The sequence below is a fragment of the Acetobacter sp. DmW_136 genome (genome assembly GCF_008690365.1).
Taxonomy (GTDB): Bacteria; Pseudomonadota; Alphaproteobacteria; order Acetobacterales; family Acetobacteraceae; genus Acetobacter; species Acetobacter oryzifermentans.
Genome location: NZ_VHON01000027.1, coordinates 1 through 18,152 on the forward strand (window position 1 = coordinate 1; position 18,152 = coordinate 18,152).

General features: G+C 56.2%; 19 protein-coding genes. 16 read left to right on the forward strand and 3 right to left on the reverse strand.

Features of this window, described 5'->3' with window-relative positions; genetic code table 11:
- Positions 1–108 precede the first annotated feature (108 nt).
- From FKW31_RS08705 to FKW31_RS08715, 3 genes are all read left to right on the forward strand, one after another.
- Complete coding sequence (locus FKW31_RS08705; RefSeq protein WP_035354139.1) at positions 109–1,284, forward strand: homoserine O-acetyltransferase; 1,176 nt, start codon at positions 109–111, stop codon at positions 1,282–1,284.
- Positions 1,284–1,889 carry a methionine biosynthesis protein MetW gene (metW, locus tag FKW31_RS08710; RefSeq protein WP_035354136.1) on the forward strand — a complete coding sequence of 202 codons (606 nt, stop codon included), beginning with the start codon at positions 1,284–1,286 and terminating at the stop codon, positions 1,887–1,889. The genes FKW31_RS08705 and metW overlap by 1 nt, the downstream gene beginning before the upstream one ends.
- Before the next feature lie 456 nt (positions 1,890–2,345).
- Positions 2,346–3,668: a DEAD/DEAH box helicase gene (locus FKW31_RS08715; RefSeq protein ID WP_035354133.1), complete on the forward strand. Its 1,323-nt coding sequence runs from the start codon at positions 2,346–2,348 to the stop codon at positions 3,666–3,668.
- Positions 3,669–3,741: 73 nt separating this feature from the next.
- Here the strand turns inward: FKW31_RS08715 and FKW31_RS08720 are convergent, their stop codons facing one another.
- The 3 genes from FKW31_RS08720 to FKW31_RS08730 all read right to left on the reverse strand — a co-directional run bounded on the left by FKW31_RS08720 (position 3,742) and on the right by FKW31_RS08730 (position 6,110).
- Positions 3,742–4,707, reverse strand: coding sequence for an endonuclease/exonuclease/phosphatase family protein (locus FKW31_RS08720; RefSeq protein ID WP_150178348.1), 966 nt, complete (start codon positions 4,705–4,707; stop codon positions 3,742–3,744).
- Positions 4,640–5,326, reverse strand: a complete 687-nt coding sequence (locus FKW31_RS08725) for a carbonic anhydrase (RefSeq protein ID WP_006116364.1) — start codon at positions 5,324–5,326, stop codon at positions 4,640–4,642. The genes FKW31_RS08720 and FKW31_RS08725 overlap by 68 nt, the downstream gene beginning before the upstream one ends.
- 160 nt (positions 5,327–5,486) lie before the next feature.
- Positions 5,487–6,110, reverse strand: coding sequence for an NYN domain-containing protein (locus tag FKW31_RS08730; RefSeq protein ID WP_006116363.1), 624 nt, complete (start codon positions 6,108–6,110; stop codon positions 5,487–5,489).
- A 157-nt stretch (positions 6,111–6,267) separates the two neighbouring features.
- Between FKW31_RS08730 and folK the strand changes: the two genes are divergently transcribed.
- From folK to rseP, 13 genes are all read left to right on the forward strand, one after another.
- Complete coding sequence (gene folK / locus FKW31_RS08735; protein WP_035354129.1) at positions 6,268–6,780, forward strand: 2-amino-4-hydroxy-6-hydroxymethyldihydropteridine diphosphokinase; 513 nt, start codon at positions 6,268–6,270, stop codon at positions 6,778–6,780.
- A gap of 90 nt (positions 6,781–6,870) precedes the next feature.
- Complete coding sequence (gene rpoZ, locus FKW31_RS08740) at positions 6,871–7,242, forward strand: DNA-directed RNA polymerase subunit omega (protein WP_003622533.1); 372 nt, start codon at positions 6,871–6,873, stop codon at positions 7,240–7,242.
- Positions 7,243–7,247: 5 nt separating this feature from the next.
- Positions 7,248–9,617 (forward strand): bifunctional (p)ppGpp synthetase/guanosine-3',5'-bis(diphosphate) 3'-pyrophosphohydrolase, encoded by a 2,370-nt coding sequence (locus FKW31_RS08745; protein ID WP_150178349.1) that lies wholly within the window; start codon positions 7,248–7,250, stop codon positions 9,615–9,617.
- Positions 9,614–10,021, forward strand: a complete 408-nt coding sequence (acpS, locus tag FKW31_RS08750; protein WP_006116360.1) for a holo-ACP synthase — start codon at positions 9,614–9,616, stop codon at positions 10,019–10,021. The genes FKW31_RS08745 and acpS overlap by 4 nt, the downstream gene beginning before the upstream one ends.
- 87 nt (positions 10,022–10,108) lie before the next feature.
- Positions 10,109–10,915 (forward strand): signal peptidase I, encoded by an 807-nt coding sequence (gene lepB, locus FKW31_RS08755; RefSeq protein WP_006116359.1) that lies wholly within the window; start codon positions 10,109–10,111, stop codon positions 10,913–10,915.
- A 14-nt stretch (positions 10,916–10,929) separates the two neighbouring features.
- On the forward strand, positions 10,930–11,646 hold the full coding sequence (gene rnc, locus FKW31_RS08760) for a ribonuclease III (protein WP_035354288.1): 717 nt from the start codon (positions 10,930–10,932) through the stop codon (positions 11,644–11,646).
- Positions 11,647–11,652: 6 nt separating this feature from the next.
- Complete coding sequence (gene era, locus FKW31_RS08765) at positions 11,653–12,555, forward strand: GTPase Era (protein WP_003622545.1); 903 nt, start codon at positions 11,653–11,655, stop codon at positions 12,553–12,555.
- A gap of 113 nt (positions 12,556–12,668) precedes the next feature.
- Positions 12,669–13,406, forward strand: a complete 738-nt coding sequence (gene pyrH / locus FKW31_RS08770) for a UMP kinase (protein WP_035354124.1) — start codon at positions 12,669–12,671, stop codon at positions 13,404–13,406.
- Positions 13,407–13,553: 147 nt separating this feature from the next.
- Positions 13,554–14,075: a ribosome recycling factor gene (gene frr / locus FKW31_RS08775; RefSeq protein ID WP_044583078.1), complete on the forward strand. Its 522-nt coding sequence runs from the start codon at positions 13,554–13,556 to the stop codon at positions 14,073–14,075.
- A 62-nt stretch (positions 14,076–14,137) separates the two neighbouring features.
- Positions 14,138–14,878 (forward strand): polyprenyl diphosphate synthase, encoded by a 741-nt coding sequence (gene uppS / locus FKW31_RS08780; protein ID WP_006116355.1) that lies wholly within the window; start codon positions 14,138–14,140, stop codon positions 14,876–14,878.
- Positions 14,875–15,711: a phosphatidate cytidylyltransferase gene (locus FKW31_RS08785; RefSeq protein ID WP_063353688.1), complete on the forward strand. Its 837-nt coding sequence runs from the start codon at positions 14,875–14,877 to the stop codon at positions 15,709–15,711. Before uppS ends, FKW31_RS08785 begins: the two co-directional genes overlap by 4 nt.
- Before the next feature lie 75 nt (positions 15,712–15,786).
- Positions 15,787–16,944: a 1-deoxy-D-xylulose-5-phosphate reductoisomerase gene (gene dxr / locus FKW31_RS08790; RefSeq protein WP_150178350.1), complete on the forward strand. Its 1,158-nt coding sequence runs from the start codon at positions 15,787–15,789 to the stop codon at positions 16,942–16,944.
- Between the two features lie 31 nt (positions 16,945–16,975).
- A complete protein-coding gene (rseP, locus tag FKW31_RS08795; RefSeq protein WP_150178351.1) occupies positions 16,976–18,088 on the forward strand; it encodes an RIP metalloprotease RseP in 1,113 nt (370 codons plus the stop codon).
- Positions 18,089–18,152: the final 64 nt, after the last annotated feature.

The following is an 18,152-nucleotide window of genomic DNA, read 5'->3' on the forward strand; positions in this document are numbered from 1 at the left end:
TTTCCAGCACATCGGGCGTAACAGGGCAGGGCCGTTGGAAACCGGACTTGCCTTGTCCTGTAAACGTCCGTATGCCGGAGGGGATTGTTTGGAGCATTCGGCGTTTTTATGAACAGCACAACACCCTTGGCCATTGGTGAACAGCAGCATGTCCGGTTTGCCGAAGGGCTGGGGCTGGATTGCGGCGTTACCCTTGCCCCTGTTGATATTGCCTACCGCACCTATGGCACGCTTTCAGAAAAGCGGGATAACGCCATCCTGATCTGCCATGCCTTTACGGGGGACCAGTACGTAGCGGAAGAACACCCGCTTACGGGCAAGCCCGGTTGGTGGAGCCGGATGGTTGGGCCGGGAAAGCCCATTGATACCAACAGGTTTTTTGTTATCTGCTCCAACGTGCTGGGGGGCTGCATGGGCAGCACCGGCCCGCGCTCTACCCGCACAGATGCCCAAGGCAATGGCACGGAGCTTTGGGGTACGGCGTTTCCGCCCATTACCATCCGCGATATGGTGCGTGCGCAGCACAAACTTGTGCGGGCTTTGGGCATAGAAAAACTGTTTGCCGTTATTGGCGGTTCCATGGGTGGCATGCAGGTGCTGGAATGGACAGTGACCTACCCACAGATGATGCTGGCAGCCATGCCCATTGCCACAGCGCCCTTCCATTCTGCCCAGAACATTGCGTTTAACGAGGTGGGGCGGCAGGCTATTATAGCAGATCCAGACTGGCGCGGTGGCCGCTACTGGGCGGATGATGTTGTGCCTGCCCGTGGTTTGGCTGTGGCCCGCATGATGGGCCATATCACCTATCTTTCGGAAGAAGCCTTAACGCGCAAATTTGGCCGCCGTATGCGGCGCGGGCCTGTTGGTGGGCAGGGGCCAGAAGGCCCTGTTTCCATGTTCAGCGATATTTTTGAGGTGGAATCCTATCTGCGTTATCAGGGTTCTACCTTTGTGCGGCGGTTTGATGCCAACTCCTACCTCAGCATTACCCGTGCGATGGATTGGTTTGATATTGCCGCAGACCATGATGGCGAACTTACACACGCTTTTGCGGGTACGCCGGTGCGGTTTTGTGTGGTGTCGTTCTCGTCCGATTGGTTGTTTCCCACATCGGCTGCCCGTACGCTGGTGCGTGCGCTCAATCGGGCGGCGGCCAATGTCTCGTTTGTAGAAATAGAAACAGACAAAGGGCACGATGCCTTTTTGCTGGAAGAACCGGATTTTGACCGCACGGTACGTGGTTTTCTGTGTGGTGTGGCCGAACATGCGGGGCTTGCCTGATGCGCCTTGACCAGCGGCTTATTGCCGAAATGATAGCCCCCGGTACCCGTGTGCTGGATATTGGCAGCGGAGATGGTACGCTTATTGACCATCTGTTCCGCTACCGTGGGTGTGATGCGCGCGGTATTGAGCTGAACATGGAGCTTGTTACCAAGTCTGTCGCACATGGGCTGCCCGTGGTGCATGGGGATGCCGACCACGATCTGGCGCATTATCCGCACCACGCGTTTGATTATGTGGTGCTGCAACGCACCTTGCAGGCTGTTGCGCGCCCGCGGGAAGTGCTGCGGCAAATGTTGCGTATTGGGCGGCACGCTATTGTCTCATTTCCCAATTTTGGGCATTGGCAGTTGCGGCTTAAACTGCTGCTGAGCGGCCGCATGCCCATGACATCTGTGTGGCACACACCGTGGTATGAAACCCCAAACATCCACCCCTGTACCATTCGGGATTTTCTGGAACTGTGTAAGCAGGATGGCTACATTGTAGAGCAATGGATGGCTGTGGATGAGGAAGGGGAGCGTGCCCCGTGGCGGCGCTCTATCCGAATGGCAAACCTGTTTGGCGAGCAAGCTCTTTTCCTGCTCCGGCGCCGAAATGACTAGGGTTTGAAGGCTTGCTGCCAATAAGTTGCCTAAAAATAATGTTAGATTTATGCCTTTTTTGTGAAGATCTTCCAGAATTTCCTAAATAGGAATATTTCAAAAATACCTTTAAGATATCAGCAATAAACTTTCAAATGCGGCAATGTTATAACGATTTTTCACCCGATTTCTAAAAATTCCTCAACATTACACGAACATCATTTTAGGACTAATATGGTACGGAAGCCTTGCGAGGTTTGGGAAGTCCCCTTATATACAGCTTTACAAGGTTTATAAGGAACGAACGCAGTTCAAAAATTTCCTTTATGGATCTTGATGTGTTCAAAATTTTGTGGGCGCTCAGCTACAAGCCGGTGCAAAAATGTTCCGTGTGCGCCACAAAACATACAGTGCATAACTGAAAAGGGTGCGGTCTCTCGATCTCGTTTTCAGGCTGCACAAATAAGGTTGGCCCTGATGACTAAATTTTCCGATCTTGCTCTTGCTCCACCACTGCTGAAGGCATTGGCAGAGCAGGGTTATGATACACCCACTCCTATTCAGGAACGTTCCATCCCCTATCTGTTGCAGGGGCGTGATCTGCTGGGCCTGGCCCAGACAGGCACAGGCAAAACCGCATCTTTTGCGCTGCCTATTTTGGAACATCTGATTAAAAACCCACGTGCAAACACGCCCAAACAGCCGCGCGTTCTGGTGCTGGCGCCTACGCGTGAGCTTGTGGCCCAGATTAGCGATAGCTTTAAAGCTTACGCACGCCATATGAAGTTTACGCAGGCCGTGGTGTTTGGTGGCGTGGGGCAGGGCCGACAGGTTGAAGCCATGCGCCGTGGCGTAGATGTGCTGGTGGCTGCGCCGGGCCGTTTGCTTGATCTGATGGGCCAAGGTTTTATTGATCTGTCTGGCCTGGAAATTCTGGTGCTGGATGAAGCAGACCGCATGCTGGATATGGGGTTTGTGCGCGATATCCGCCGTATCATGACCTTTGTGCCAGAACAGCGCCAGACGCTTCTGTTCTCCGCCACCATGCCGCGCAGCATTGAAGATCTGGCGGCATCTTTGCTGAATGATCCGGCACGCGTTGAAGTGGCGCCGCCTTCCAGCACGGTGGATCGTATTCAGCAGGCCGTCATGTTTGTAAATGGCGCGGGTGATAAGCGCGATGCGCTGCTGAACATGGTGGAATCTCCCAAGGTTTCTCGCGCTGTGGTGTTCACGCTCATGAAGCATGAAGCCAACAAGGTTGCGGAATTTTTGAACAAGAACAACGTGGTGGCAGAAGCCATTCACGGCAACAAGTCTCAGGGTGCGCGTGAGCGGGCCATGAAGGGCTTCCGTTCTGGTTCTGTTAAAGTGCTGGTGGCAACGGATATTGCCGCCCGCGGTATTGATGTGGACGATGTCAGCCACGTGTTTAATTACGATCTGCCAAACGTGCCGGAAAGCTACGTGCACCGCATTGGTCGTACAGCACGTGCCGGGCGTGATGGCTGGGCTGTTTCCTTCTGTGATGCAGAACAGCGGGCTTGGCTGCGCGATATTGAACGCACCATTGGCAAAACCGTGCCGGTGGTTCGGGATCATCCTTGGCACTCTGATGAAGCAGAAGCTTCAACCATGCGTCCGCCTGTTCTGGGTGGCGGTGGCCGAGGCCGTGGCGGCCCGCGCGGCGGCGGTGCGCCTCGTGGGGGGGCTCCGGGTGGTGGCCGTGGTGGCCCGCGCCGTTCCGGTGGTGGTGCTCGTAATGGTGGCCGTTCCGGTGCGCCTGCTGGCCGCATGTAATATTTCAGGCTGATAGCTTGTAAAATAAGGCTGCCGCATCTTTGGGTGCGGCAGCTTTTTTTGTTTCCGGGCGCTATGGCTGCGGCTGCCCTTTGGCGGATGGCAGTTGCAGCGTGATGGAAACGGGGCAGTGGTCAGAGAGTGTTTGACCGACTTCTTCTGCCAAAGGAGTTACACGTAGGGAGTTTGGTATTTTCCATGCCCGTGCGGCTCCGCCCAGAATAATATGATCTATAAAGTAGCTGCCGTTTTGGCAGGGGCTTGCTGTGCCTGCCGTTACCAGATCTAGCGGTGCAATGCGTAAAAGCGTGAGAAATAGTGGGTCATGCACCGTAAGGTGGCGGTTGAAATCCCCCATAATGGCAAAGGCTTCATGATGTTGGGTGCGTGTGGCTACCCAATCATCCAGCACGGCAAATTGCTGCCAAAGGGTTGCGCAGGTGGGGCGTGTAGCATGGGGCAGATTATCCGGGCATCCGGCTTTAAGATGCACAACCAGAATACGCAGGATTTGCCCGTTCTGGTGCAGCGTAATATCTAGCCCACTGCGTAAATGATGGTGGGTGGCCGGGGCTGTTGCATAGGTATCCAGCGCTGTAACATCCGGGTTTTGCTCAAACGGAATATCCGCACGCACAGCCAGCGCCGTGTGTTGCAATACATGGTCTTGACTGATGGAGAGATGATAACGCGCCAATGGAAAAAGCTGCCCGGCACTGGCGGGGCTTTCTATTTCCTGCAAGGCCACAACATCGGCATGCAAATGGGTGGCATAGCTGGCAAGGCTGGAAATATCAGCAGGGGTGCGGTGGGGGATATCTGGCGGGGCCTGTGCATAGCCGGGGTGAGCCGGATCAAGCAGCCAGTCCAGATTCCATGTGCTGAGTTTAAGTGTATCTGCTGCGGTTGCCGAAGTAAAACACAGGCAACACGCAGCAATTACAAAACCACAAAAGAAAAGAGCAGGGCTTTTAGGCGGCTTTTTCTTCCATCTGTGTAATAACGGCTTTAATCGGCAGGCTTTTGCGTGTTTGTTCATCCAGCACCGTAATTTCGCCGGAGCCGATATCATAAAACCACCCTTGCAGGAACAGTGTGCCCTTTGCCAGCCCAGCAGCTACCGCAGGGTGCGTGCGCAAATGGGCCAACTGCAACAGCACGTTTTGTTCTGCAACAGAACGCACGGTGGCGGGGCCAACATCTTCGCCCGTAAAGGTGTGCAGGGTGGCCGCACGGGCGGCTTCTGCATTGCGCAGCCATTTGCGCACGGTGGGCATTTTATCCAGCCCGTTTTTTTCTGGTTCCAGCAGGGCCTTCATGGCGCCGCAATCAGAATGGCCGCACACAATAATGGTAGAAACCCCAAGGCCCAGAACAGCGTATTCCACTGCGGAGGACACACCACCCAGCATTTCACCATATGCAGGTACAAGGTTGCCAATATTGCGCAAAATAAACAGATCACCCGGCCCTGTCTGGGTGATAAGGTTGGGGTTAATGCGGCTATCTGCGCATGCAATAAACAAAGCTTCCGGGGCTTGCCCTTTTGCCAGATTGGTAAACAGTTCTTTTTTGGCAGGAAAAATTTCGGTGTTGAAGTGCTCAACCCCACGCAGCAGGGAAAGAAGGCTGCTTCTGGCTTCAGAACATGAGGGCATATAAAAACTCCGGCAAATTATTATGTCGGTTCACCCTTGAAACAAAGGGCTTCAACAATGGTGACGGTTAAATAACGGCAAGACAACCTTAAGAGTTTTGCACGCAGATGAAAAAAAATGCCACCCTCTGTTGGAAGGTGGCATTTTGCGTGTTGCGCGCTTAGCTTAGCGGATCATCTTCATCCGGTTCGCTCATTTGGTCTGCCGGGTGGCGCACGGGCGGGGCATTGGTGCGCACGGGGCGGGGGTTTTCTGTCTGCCTACGGGTAAAGTTGCCTGCCAGAGCGGAAAGCTCCAGAAACTGGTCTGCCTGCCGGCGCAAATCATCCCCAATCAACGGTGGGGTGGAGCGCATGGAGGATACAACAGAAACCCGCGTGCCCTGCCGCTGCACGGCCTCCACCACACGGCGGAAATCGGAATCACCGCTAAACAGAATGGCGTGGTCGATATGTGGGGCCATTTCCAGCATATCCACGGCAATTTCTATGTCCATATTGCCTTTTACGCGGCGCTTGCCGGTAGAATCGGTAAATTCCCGCGCGGGCTTGGTAACAAGAAAATACCCGTTATAGGAGAGCCAGTCTGTAAGTGGCTTAAGGGGGGAGTAATCTTCTGTGTCCAAAATGGCGGCATAATAATAAGCGCGGATAATATGCGTTTTGGCGGCAAAGAAATCCAACAGCTTTTTATAGTCCACATCAAAACCAAGACTACGGGATGTAGAATACAGGCTGGAGCCATCAATGAAAAGGCAGGTCTTTTCGGTTTTCTGAAGGTTCATAGTTGGTTTCCTCTAAATACTTTGGTGTGCTGTTTTGGGCGTTACTATTAAATGGTCTGGGGTCTTTTCGGTTTTGATAGAAAGAATGGTAAGATCATTTGGTAACTATATCCATAAAATGTGGCAGAATTAGCCGCTGCGGAACGGGTTTATAACGATGCCGGAAATGAATACCAGATCAGTGCTGATAGCGATAGGTGCGAATCTTCCGCATTTGCGCTTAAGCGCCCGCCAGACGTGTGAGCAAGCCGTGCAGGCCTTGAAAAATCTGCCCCAACTAGAAGTTGAAGCTGTTTCCCGCTGGTATGAAAGTGCGCCTGTGCCTCCATCTGGGCAACCTCCTTACGTTAATGGGGTTGTGCGTTGCCGCACCACGCTGGAGCCTCTGGCTCTGCTTGATGCGCTTCAGGGGGTGGAAACGCGGTTGGGGCGCGTACGTTCCGTGCCAAATGCTGCGCGCACGCTTGATCTGGATATTATTTCCATAGACACTCTGCAAATTAACACACCGCGCCTTACGCTGCCCCACCCCCGTGCTACCCAGCGCGCTTTTGTGCTGTACCCCTTGCATGATGTGGCGCCAGAGTGGAAAGACCCCGTAACCGGCAAGGGGCTGGATGCCCTGCTGCAAGGCGTTGCGGGGCAGGAAATACAGCCCGTAAAAGAATAAACTCTTCCGTAGGCGGGGCGGATGCGGTAATATACTCTTTCTGTTCCTGTAAGCATCTATAAGCTGAAACTTGTCTGGAGGCTCTCCGCAATGGCCCGCGTCACCGTTGAAGACTGTGTGGAAAAGGTCCCGAACCGTTTTGAACTGGTGGTCTATGCCGCACAGCGCGCCCGCAATATCTCTCGCGGGGAAGAGCTGACAGTTGATCGGGATAACGATAAAAACCCCGTTGTCGCTCTGCGTGAAATTGCAGACGAAACCGTCTCTCTGCCCGCTCTGCGCAATGATCTGATCCGTTCTCAGGCCCGTGAACCCGAGCCCGAACCCGTGGAAGAAGAAGTGCAGGATCTGGTTCCGACCGAGCAGAACATCTTTGGCTTGCAGGAAGTTTCTGCAGAAGAAGAAGCCGCTGATGATGTGCGGGCTATTGAGGCTGCACTTACCGGTCGCGCACGTCGGTAATTCGGGTGGCGCATACGGGCGGCGATCATTCTCCTCCGGTTCCGGTTTCCGTTAAGGACTCGGGGGAGGGCGTGTTGCAGCCTGTTAAAACAGACGCTTCTGCAGAAAAAACTGCCACACCGGTTTCCGCGCCAGAAAATGGCGGGCGGGGTGAGCTGAACTGCGAGCGTCTGGTTAACCGGGTGCTTACTTACGCACCCAAGGCGGATGTAGAAAGTATCCGCCGTGCTTTTGCAGTAGCCAGCAAAGCGCACGAAAACCAGAAGCGCGATAATGGTGACCCGTACATAATTCACCCGCTTGCCGTGGCCATGATTCTGGCCCGCTTTCGGCTGGATGTGCAGTCTATCTGCACCGCTCTGCTGCATGACACCATAGAAGATACCGGCGTTACCTACGATACGCTTAAGGCGCAGTTCGGCCCCACAGTGGCGGATCTGGTAGATGGCGTAACCAAGCTGACACGGCTGGAGCTGCAATCAGACCGCACCAAGCAGGCAGAAAATTTCCGCAAGCTTGTGCTGGCTATGTCCAAGGATATCCGTGTTCTGCTGGTCAAGCTGGCAGACCGGCTGCACAACATGCGTACCCTGCATTTTGTGGAACGGCAGGATAGGCGGCAGCGTATTGCGCGTGAAACGCTGGATATCTATGCGCCGCTGGCCGAGCGCATTGGTATGGACCGCGTTAAGACAGAGTTGCAAAACCTGTCCTTTGCGCAGCTTGAACCAGAAGCTGATGCCACCATCCGTACGCGCCTGAACTACCTGCGCGGGCAGGGTGCGGATGTTATTGAAGAAGTGCGGCGCGAACTGCTGCGCCTGTGCCATGAAGCCGGGCTGAAGAACGTTCAGGTTTCGGGGCGCGAGAAATCTCCGTATTCCATTTGGGAAAAGATGCAGCGCCGCAATGTGGCGTTTGAGCAGCTTTCAGACATCATGGCTTTCCGTGTGATCGTAGACACGCGGGAGGATTGCTACATGGCGCTGGGTGCCGTGCATGCGGCCTACCCCATGATAGCCGGGCGGTTTAAGGATTATATCTCTACCCCCAAGGCCAACGGATACCAAAGCCTGCATACGGGGGTAACGCTCCGTTCCCCTCGTAACCAGAAAATTGAAGTGCAGATCCGCACGCAGGATATGCACGATGTGGCAGAAAACGGTGTGGCTGCGCACTGGGCCTATAAGGAAGGCACAGGCACGGAAGAAGGCGGCTATGGCGGCTTGCGCCGCCCGCGCTGGGTGCAAGATCTGCTGGAAATTCTGGAAGCTTCATCCGCCCCGGATGAGTTTTTGGAAAACACCAAGCTGGAGCTGTATCAGGATCAGGTTTTCTGCTTCACACCCAAAGGCCAGCTTATTTCTCTGCCACGTGGGGCCACTCCGGTAGATTTTGCCTACGCCGTGCACAGCCATGTGGGTGATACCTGCGTGGGCGCCAAGATCAACGGCCGCCTGATGCCCCTGCGGCATGAGCTGGAAAACGGTGATCAGGTCGAAATCATGACGGCCCGTGGCGGCGCGCCTTCTCCTTCGTGGGAAAGGTTTGTTGTTACCGGCAAGGCGCGTGCGCGCATCCGCCGTTATGTGGCGCAGCAGCAGCGCCAGGTCTCGCTGGATGGTGGGCGTGCCGCGCTGGCTAAAGCCTTCCGTCAGGAAGGTGTGGATGGGTCTGAAAAGATTCTGGAAACCACGCTCAAGCCGCTCAAACAAAGTTCGCTTACAGATCTGTATGTGGCTGTGGGCGCAGGTAATCTGCCCGCGCGGGATGTGGTGCATACAGCGTACCCCGAACTCAAGCGCGTGCAGCGTGTGCCGCGTATGCTTTCTGGCCTGCCCGGTGTGTTGGGTACGGCGGGGCCACGGGCGCGCGGGGCAGGTGGTTCTGGCCGCCGCTCCTCCAACGCTGCGGTGCCGCTGGTGGGGCTGGGTGCTGGTGTGGCTGTGCATTACGCCGCCTGCTGCCACCCTTTGCCGGGGGATAGAATTGTGGGCGTGGTGGCCACGGGCCGCGGTGTGACCATTCACACCCGCACCTGTCAGACGCTGGAAAGTTTTTCCGCAACCCCAGAACGCTTTTTGGATGTGGATTGGGATTACGATGCCATGGCCCGTTCTGGCGGGGCGGGGCAGATGCGGGTTGGCCGTATCAGCATTGTGGCGGAAAACGAGGCCGCTGTGCTGGCCAATATCACCAACTCCATTTCCAAATCCGATGCCGCGATGGTGAACCTTAAAATTGTGCATCGTCAGCTTGATTTCACGGAAATTCTTGTGGACGTGGAAGTGCGGGACCTGCGCCATCTTTCCTCGGTTATTGCCAGCCTGCGTGCTGCCCCGGGCATTACGCAGGCAGATAGGGTAAAATCATGACACTGATTTCCGCCGGGGTGGATCTGTGCGATATGCGCCGGATTGCTCAGGCTCTAGAACGGTTTGGAGATCGGTTTGCGCAGCGTGTGTTCACGCAGCAGGAGCGCGCAAAGGCGGAAAGCATATCCGGCCAGGCCCGTATAGGGTCTTATGCCAAACGCTGGGCTGCGAAAGAGGCCTGCGCAAAGGCATTGGGCACCGGCTTTGCGCAAGGGGTGGCGCATAGCCAGATAGGCGTGCAAAACCTGCCATCTGGCCAGCCAACATTGGTGCTCACCGGGGTGGCTGCGCAAAAACTGGCGCAGCTTATGCCCCCCGGCACAGTGCCCCATATTGTGCTGAGCATGACGGATGAGCCCCCATACGCGTTGGCGCAGGTGCTGATATCAGCCCGCAAGGCATGAACGCCTGCTTGACATCCAGCGCCCTGCGCGGCTTGATCCGCCGGATTTTTCTTTTTTACTGAACAGCAGGAACGGGCGAGATAACGCATGAGCACACCGGAACATCCTCCCACCACCGGGGCAGGTCAGCCCGCAAAGGGCGGAAATACCGTGCTGGACTCCCTGCGCACCATTATAACGGTGGTGCTGGTGGTAACTGTGGTGCGCACCTTCCTGTTTGAATCTTTTGTGATCCCATCAGGCTCCATGATCCCAACCTTACAGGTGGGGGATTACATCTGGGTGTCCAAGTTTAGCTATGGATATTCCAAATATTCCTTCCCGTTCTCTCCCAACCTGTTTGAAGGGCGGGTGTGGGGGGCAGAACCGCACCGGGGTGATGTGGCTGTGTTCCGCTACACCAAGGATACATCGGTTGATTACATCAAGCGCATTGTCGGCCTGCCGGGGGACCATATCCGCGTTACAAATGGCCATCTTATTCTAAACGGGCAGGAAGTGCCGTGCCTGAACCCCCATACCTACACCACGCGGGATGAAACGCAGGTGGATATGGAAGGCGAAGCCTGCACAGAGCAACTGCCAGGCAGCGCCAATGGCACGGTGGTCAAGCACGATATCCTTAAGCTGACGGATGAAGGCCCGCAGAACAACACGCCCGAATATGTTGTGCCGCCCGGTTACTTTTTTGCTATGGGTGATAACAGGGATGATAGCGCAGATAGCCGCTTTATGGGTGATGGCCCCAAGGATCTGGGCTTTGTGCCCATGGAAAATCTGGTCGGCCGGGCGCAGCGTATTTTCTTCTCGGTTCAGTCTTCTCACCCGTTCTGGCAGGTCTGGTACTGGCCAGTTGAAATCCGCTGGGCGCGCATTCTGCGGGGCGTATCGTGAGAAAACCAAGCAATATTTCCGATGCCGCACGCTTTCGGTTAGAAGAGCTGGAAGTGCGTCTGGGTTATCGCTTTGTTAATCCTGATCTGTTGCAGGAGGCACTGACGCATCGTTCTGCTGCGCACCAGAAAGCAGGCGGGCGTAAGCGCCAGAAAGCCAAGGGCGCTGGCTCTAATGAGCGGCTGGAATTTATAGGGGACCGTGTTCTGGGCCTGCTGATGGCGGAATGGCTGCTAGAGCGCTTTCCAAACGAGCAGGAAGGTGCTTTGGGGTCTCGGCTGGCGCATCTGGTCTCCCGCGTTTCCTTGGCGGAAATTGCGGATAGGCTGGATCTGCCGCAGTCTCTTACCGTGGCTGCGCATGAAGCCCGCGCAGGTGTGCAAACTGCCGCCAATGTGGTGGCCGATGCGCTGGAAGCTGTGCTGGGCGCGGTTTTTCTGGATGGCGGGCTGGAGCCTGCACGCCAGATGGTGCGGGATTGGTGGCGATCTGCGCTGGATGCACAGGCCCACCCGCCCAAAGACCCCAAAACCGCGTTGCAGGAATGGGTGCTTGGCCGCGGGCAAAGCCTGCCTGTGTATGAAACAATAGGGGCGGATGGCCCTTCTCACGCACCGCTATTTGTGGTGCGCGTTACGGCAGGCGGCCTGTTTGGTGAAGGCCGGGCAGGCAGCAAACGTGCTGCGGAAAGTGCCGCCGCCGCTGATTTACTAGAAAAACTGGAGGGGTAGCCCAGCATGGCTGATGATACCACGCGCTGCGGTTTTGCTGCCCTTGTGGGGGCGCCAAACGCAGGCAAATCAACACTTCTTAACCGCATGGCGGGTGCCAAGTTATCCATTGTGTCACCCAAAGCGCAAACCACGCGTTTTCGGGTTCTGGGCATTCTTATGCGCGGGCACAGTCAGATTCTGCTGGTAGACACACCGGGAATTTTCCGCCCGCGCCGTAAGCTGGACCGCGCTATGGTGGCCGCAGCGTGGACAGGTGCAGAAGATGCAGACATCACACTGCTGCTGGTAGATGCCCGCAGCGGACTGACAGAAGCCGTGCAGACCATTATTGAGCGTCTGGCAGAAACCAAGCGCAAGGTTTGGCTGGTGCTGAACAAGACTGATCTTGTGCCTGCCACGGCCCTGTTGCCGCTTACGGCGTCCATTACGGAAAAACTGCCGGTTGAGCACGTGTTTATGGTGAGCGCACGCACCGGCAATGGTGTGGAAGACCTGCTGGACAAGCTGGCTGCAAGCCTGCCCGAAGGCCCGTACCTGTACCCAGAAGATGATCTGACAGACCTGCCAGACAGGCTTTTGGCTGCCGAACTGGTGCGTGAGCAGATTTTTATGCAAACGCATGAAGAAGTGCCCTATAGCGCCACGGTGGAAACCGAAAGTTATAAGGAGCGGCCAGATGGATCTGTGCGTATAGATGCTACCATCTATGTGTCCCGCGCGGGGCATAAGGCTATTCTGATTGGCAATGGCGGGCAGAAAATCCGCCAGATTGGAGAACGCGCGCGCAAGCAGCTTTCCAGCCTGCTCGAACGCCCCTGCCACCTGTTTCTGAACGTAAAGGAACGCGGCGGATGGGATGAAGAGCGCGCCCGCCTACGCGCCATTGGTCTGGACGACGTGCCATAAACTACCGCATGGGCGCTTGTGGCCGTGCGCCATGAAGGATAAGAGGGGGCGATCTCGCCGTATCTGCATACGGTGTGGGATCTGTGTGGGACTTTCTGCAAGATCGAGGGCCAATGACTGCTTCTGTAGGCGAAAAGCCAAGCCGTAAACGCGTGTTGCTCAAGGTATCGGGGGAAGCCCTGATGGGCAATGGCGCCTTCGGAGTGGATCAGCAGACGGTAGAACGCATTGCCCATGATATTGGCCAAGTCGTGCGTTCTGGCACAGAAGTGTGCCTTGTTGTGGGGGGTGGCAACATCTTCCGCGGGCTGGCCGCTGCCGCCAAGGGCATGGACCGTGCGCAGGGTGATTACGCCGGTATGCTGGCCACCGTTATTAACGCGCTGCTGCTGCAAAACGCGCTAGAGCGCGAGCAGATTGCAACGCGGGTAATGTCCGCCATCCATATGTCTTCCATTGCGGAGCCATATATCCGCCGCCGCGCCGTGCGGCATATGGAAAAAGGGCGTGTGGTTATTTTTGCTGCGGGCACAGGCAACCCGTTCTTTACCACGGATACAGCCGCTGCCCTGCGCGCCGCGGAAATGGAATGCGACATGCTGCTGAAAGGCACGCAGGTAGATGGCGTTTATTCCGCAGACCCCAAAAAAGACCCCACCGCCAAGCGTTATGAAGAGCTGACATACATGGACGTGCTGGCCAACCAGCTAAACGTGATGGATGCCGCCGCCATTAGCCTTGCGCGTGAAAACCGTCTGCCTATCATTGTTTTCAATATTGGCGAGGAAGGGGCCTTCCCGCGTGTGATGCGCAATGAAGGGCCTTTCACACGGATTATCGAAGCCGCCTGAAAAGCGCCGCATCATTTTGGCACCTTATGCCGCCAGAATGACCGACAAACTGAACGGGGCATGTAAGGCCATGCCCTGCTGTAGGATGCAACGGGAGAAAACACCGTGTCTGACTTGAATGCTCTGCTGGATGACCTGAAGCGCCGTATGGATGGCGCGCTGGATAGCCTGCGCCGTGATTTTTCTGGCCTGCGCTCTGGCCGCGCCAGTCCGGCTTTGCTGGAACCTGTGCGGGTGGAAGCTTATGGTGGTGAAGTGCCGCTCACACAGGTTGGCTCCATTGCCGTGCCAGAAGCACGTATGATTACCGTGCAGGTGTGGGATCGCGCACTGGCTGGCGCTGTAGAACGCGCTATCCGTGATTCCGGCTTGGGCCTGAACCCGGCGGGGGAAGGGCAGACCATCCGCGTGCCCATTCCGCAGCTTACAGAAGAACGCCGTAACGAGCTGGCAAAAGCTGCCGCCCGTTATGCAGAAGGCGGCAAGGTGGCTGTGCGTGGCGTGCGCCGTGATGGCATGGACAAAGCCAAGGGTTTCGAAAAGAAAGGTGAAATCAGCCAGGACGATGTTAAAACCTGGTCTGACGCCATTCAGAAACTGACAGACCAGTACGTGAAAAAAATTGATGATATGCTGGCCGATAAAGATAAGGAAATCAAACAGGTCTGAGGCAGTATTGGGGCTTCTTCGGATGTGTTTGTGCACGTTAATGGGGTGGAACCCTGCCTGTTATGTCCACGCGGCTAGCTGATAAAAAACCGGCAATTCCAACCCATGTTGCTGTCATCATGGATGGAAACGGGCGCTGGGCGCGCGAACGCGGTCTGCCGCGCCTTGCCGGGCACAGGGCAGGGGCGGAAGCCGTGGCCCGTTGCGTGCGCGCAGCCATGCAGCGTGGTGTGGCGTATTTAACGCTGTACGCATTTTCATCAGAAAACTGGGCACGGGGGCAGGAGGAGGTTTCAGACCTCACCGGTCTTTTGCGGTATTACCTGCGCCACAAGGTGCGTGAACTGCATAAGGAAGGCGTGCGCCTGCGCTTTATTGGTGATCTGGCCCGCTTTGATGACAGCTTGCGAGAGGAGCTGGCACAGGCCGAATCCTTAACCCGCGGCAATAGCAAGCTTACGCTTATTCTGGCGCTTTCTTATGGTGGGCGGCTGGATATTGTGCAGGCGGCGCAGCGTTTGGCGCAGGAGGTCAAGGATGGCCGCATTGCGCCAGAGCAGATTACAGAAAGCGTATTCAGCAACTTTTTATGGACCAGCGGCGTGCCAGACCCCGATGTGGTGGTGCGCACCAGTGGCGAATGTCGGCTTTCCAACTTTCTGCTGTGGCAGAGCGCGTATGCTGAGCTGGTGTTTCTGAACGTGTTCTGGCCCGATTTTAACGAACGACATTTTGCTATGGTGCTAGACCAATACGCCCAGCGAGAACGGCGTTTTGGCGCACGCCCTCAAGGCCCGGCATGAGCACAAACGCGCAGGATACCTCAGCATGGCGTGATCTGCGCCCGCGGCTTATGTCTGCCGCTGTGCTGGTGGCTGTGGCCGGTACATGCATTGGCTTGGGTGGCTTGGCGTATGATGCCCTTATTCTGGGCATGATGGGCGGCATGGCGGTAGAGGCCGCAGCCTTGTTTGGGCTTTCCATTAAAAGCTGGCGCGGCGTGCTGTATATGCTGTGGGCTATTTGTGCCGGGCTTTCTGCGGCTACCGGGCATTGGGCTTATTTTATTGTTTTTTGCCTCAGCTCTCTGGTGTTTGGTGCCCCGCTTTGCGCCATTATGTGCGTGATTATTCTGGCAGGCACGGCGCTGCTATGGTTGCGGCAGGCCAGCTTCTGGCCCGTTCTGTTTGTGATTGCCGTTGTGGTGGCCAGCGATAGTTCGGCCTATGTGGCGGGGCGCATTTTTGGAGGCCCCAAGCTGGCACCGCGTATCTCTCCGGGTAAAACCCGCTCCGGTGCTGTTGGCGGCTTGGTGGGCGCTGTGGCAACCGGCGGTATTGTTGCCACACTTTCCGGCTTAGGTGGCATGGGTTCTGCACTGGTATGGGGGGGGATCTTGGGTATTTCCGCCCAAGCAGGGGATCTGGCCGAAAGCGCAATGAAGCGCGCCTTGGGCGTAAAGGATTCGGGTAAGCTGCTGCCGGGGCATGGTGGCCTGCTGGATCGGTTTGATGGGTTGGTGGTGGCTGCACCTGTGGCAGCACTGGTTTCTGTATGTGCGGGGGCTTCCATGCCATTTTGGGCAGCAGGCGCACGCACCATTTTAAGGGCTCTGGCAGGCCATCTGCCGGGGTAGGGCCAATGGGTGGTGTGGCTGCCTGTTGGGCGGCCTGCCGCCGTTTGTATTTTCAGGTTTGGAAAGACGTTAAGCATGAGAACCGTAACCGTTCTGGGCAGCACTGGCAGCATTGGCTGTTCAACCGTAGATCTGCTGGAGCAGGCGCGAGACCAGTTTCGGGTGCGGGCGCTTGTGGGGGGCAAAAATGCTGCCAAACTGGCAGAGCAGGCCCGTAGCCTACAGGCGGAACTGGCTGTTCTGGCTGATGAAAGCGCGTTTGAAGAACTGAAGACCCTGCTGGCAGGCAGCGGCATAAAAGTTGCCTGTGGCCGTCAGGAGGTGATTGATGCCGCAGCCCTTCCGGCAGATTGGACAATGGCCGCCATTACAGGCGCTGCGGGGCTGGAACCCACGCTGGCTGCCGTTAAAAACGGCAAAAGCATTGCACTGGCCAACAAGGAAGCCTTGGTGTGCGCCGGTGATGTGATGCTGCGTGCCGTAAAGGAAGCAGGCGCGACACTGCTGCCTGTGGATTCTGAGCACAATGCTGTTTTTCAGGCCATGGCTGATCGGCAGATCGATCAGGTTGAAAAAATTATTCTCACGGCTTCTGGTGGCCCATTTCGCACCTCCACGCTGGAAGAAATGCGCGTAGCCACCCGTGCGCAGGCGCTTAAGCACCCAACATGGAGCATGGGGGCCAAAATCAGCATCGATTCTGCCAGCATGTTCAACAAGGGGCTGGAAGTTATTGAGGCCGCCCGTATCTTCAATCTGCCGGAAGACAAAATTGATGTGCTGGTGCATCCGCAATCTGTGGTGCACGGCATGGTGCAGTACACAGATGGCAGCCTGATTGCCCAGATGGGCTCTGCTGATATGCGTATCCCCATCGCACACACGCTGGCTTGGCCGCAGCGTATGGCCACGACGTCTCCCCAGTTGGATCTGGCGGCTTTTGGTAAGCTGGAATTTTATGCGCCGGATGAAGTGCGCTTTCCAGCACTCCGCCTTGCGCGTGAGGCACTGCGTAAGGGTGGGGCCGCACCTGCCATCCTTTCCGCGGCTAACGAAATTGCGGTTGATGCCTTTCTGCACGAACAGATCGGCTTTTTGGATATTTCCCGCATTGTGGAAGAAGTTATGGTGGCCCTTGGCGCACCGCCAGCAGATACGCTGGACGCCGTGCTGCATTGGGATGCTGAGGCACGCCGTGCCGCACAGCGCCTGATTCCCGTTCACGCGGCTTGAGAAAACGCAGCCCCCAGCCGATATCGGAAGAATGATGATACACGATTACCTGCGTACACTGCTTTCCTTCGTTTTCGTGCTGGGTGTGTTGGTGAGCTTTCACGAACTTGGCCACTATCTGGCGGCCAAGTGGCGTGGCGTGCATGTTGAGGTGTTCTCGCTTGGGTTTGGCCCGGCCTTGTTCCGCTGGCGCGATAAATCCGGCACGGAATGGCGTATCTGCCCCATTCCTTTGGGTGGTTACGTGCGCCCCCACGGGTTTGAAGACCCCGAAGACGCGACCCCAGAGCAAAAAGCTGCGTGGATAAAGGGCCGTACCTTTCACGATAAATCGGTTTTTTCCCGCGCTATTGTTATTCTGGCAGGCCCGATTTTTAACTTCATTTTGGCCTTTGCGCTGTTTGCTGTGCTGTTTGCCACAACAGGCCAGCCGCATGTGCGCGATCAGATTGCAACCGTTATGCCAAATGGCGCAGCGGCTGTGGCTGGTGTGCAACAGGGCGATGTCATTCAGCGTATCGGCAGCCATGATGTTACCGGCGTGGAAGATATTCAGGCCTCCATTTCCACGCAGGCTGGGGCACAAACCACGCTCACCGTAAAACGTGGCGAACAGAGCGTGACGTTGCCCATTACCATCGGCAAGGCCCCGGATTCGACTCCTCAAAAGCCGCATGGTCAGCTTGGTATTATTTTTGCCACGGAAGTTGGTAAGCCACTGCCATTTCCGCAGGCTGTGGTGGCGGGCGTAAAAGCCACATGGAACGCCAGCGTGCAAACGCTGGATGGCGTGTGGCAGATTCTAACCGGCCAGCATACAGCCAAAGATTTGGGCGGTCCGCTCAAGATTGCGCAACTTTCCGGGCAGGTGGCGCAGTATGGGTTTGCCAGCCTGTTGTCCTTTATGGCGCTGCTCTCTGTTAACCTTGGGCTGATTAATCTCTTCCCCGTGCCGCTTCTTGATGGTGGACGTCTGGTTTTTTATGCCATAGAGGCAATAAGAGGCCGCCCGGTTTCCAAGCGGGTGCAAGAGATCAGTTTTCAGGTTGGTTTTGCATTGCTTGCGGGCCTGTTCCTGTTCTCCACGTTCAATGACCTTTCAGGTTTTGGCCTGTTCAGGTGGATTGCTTCGCTTGTAGGATGAATGACGGCGGGAACAGGAAGGGAAGTGCTTGCGTGACAGGGGTGATTTCGGATACCTCCCGTTG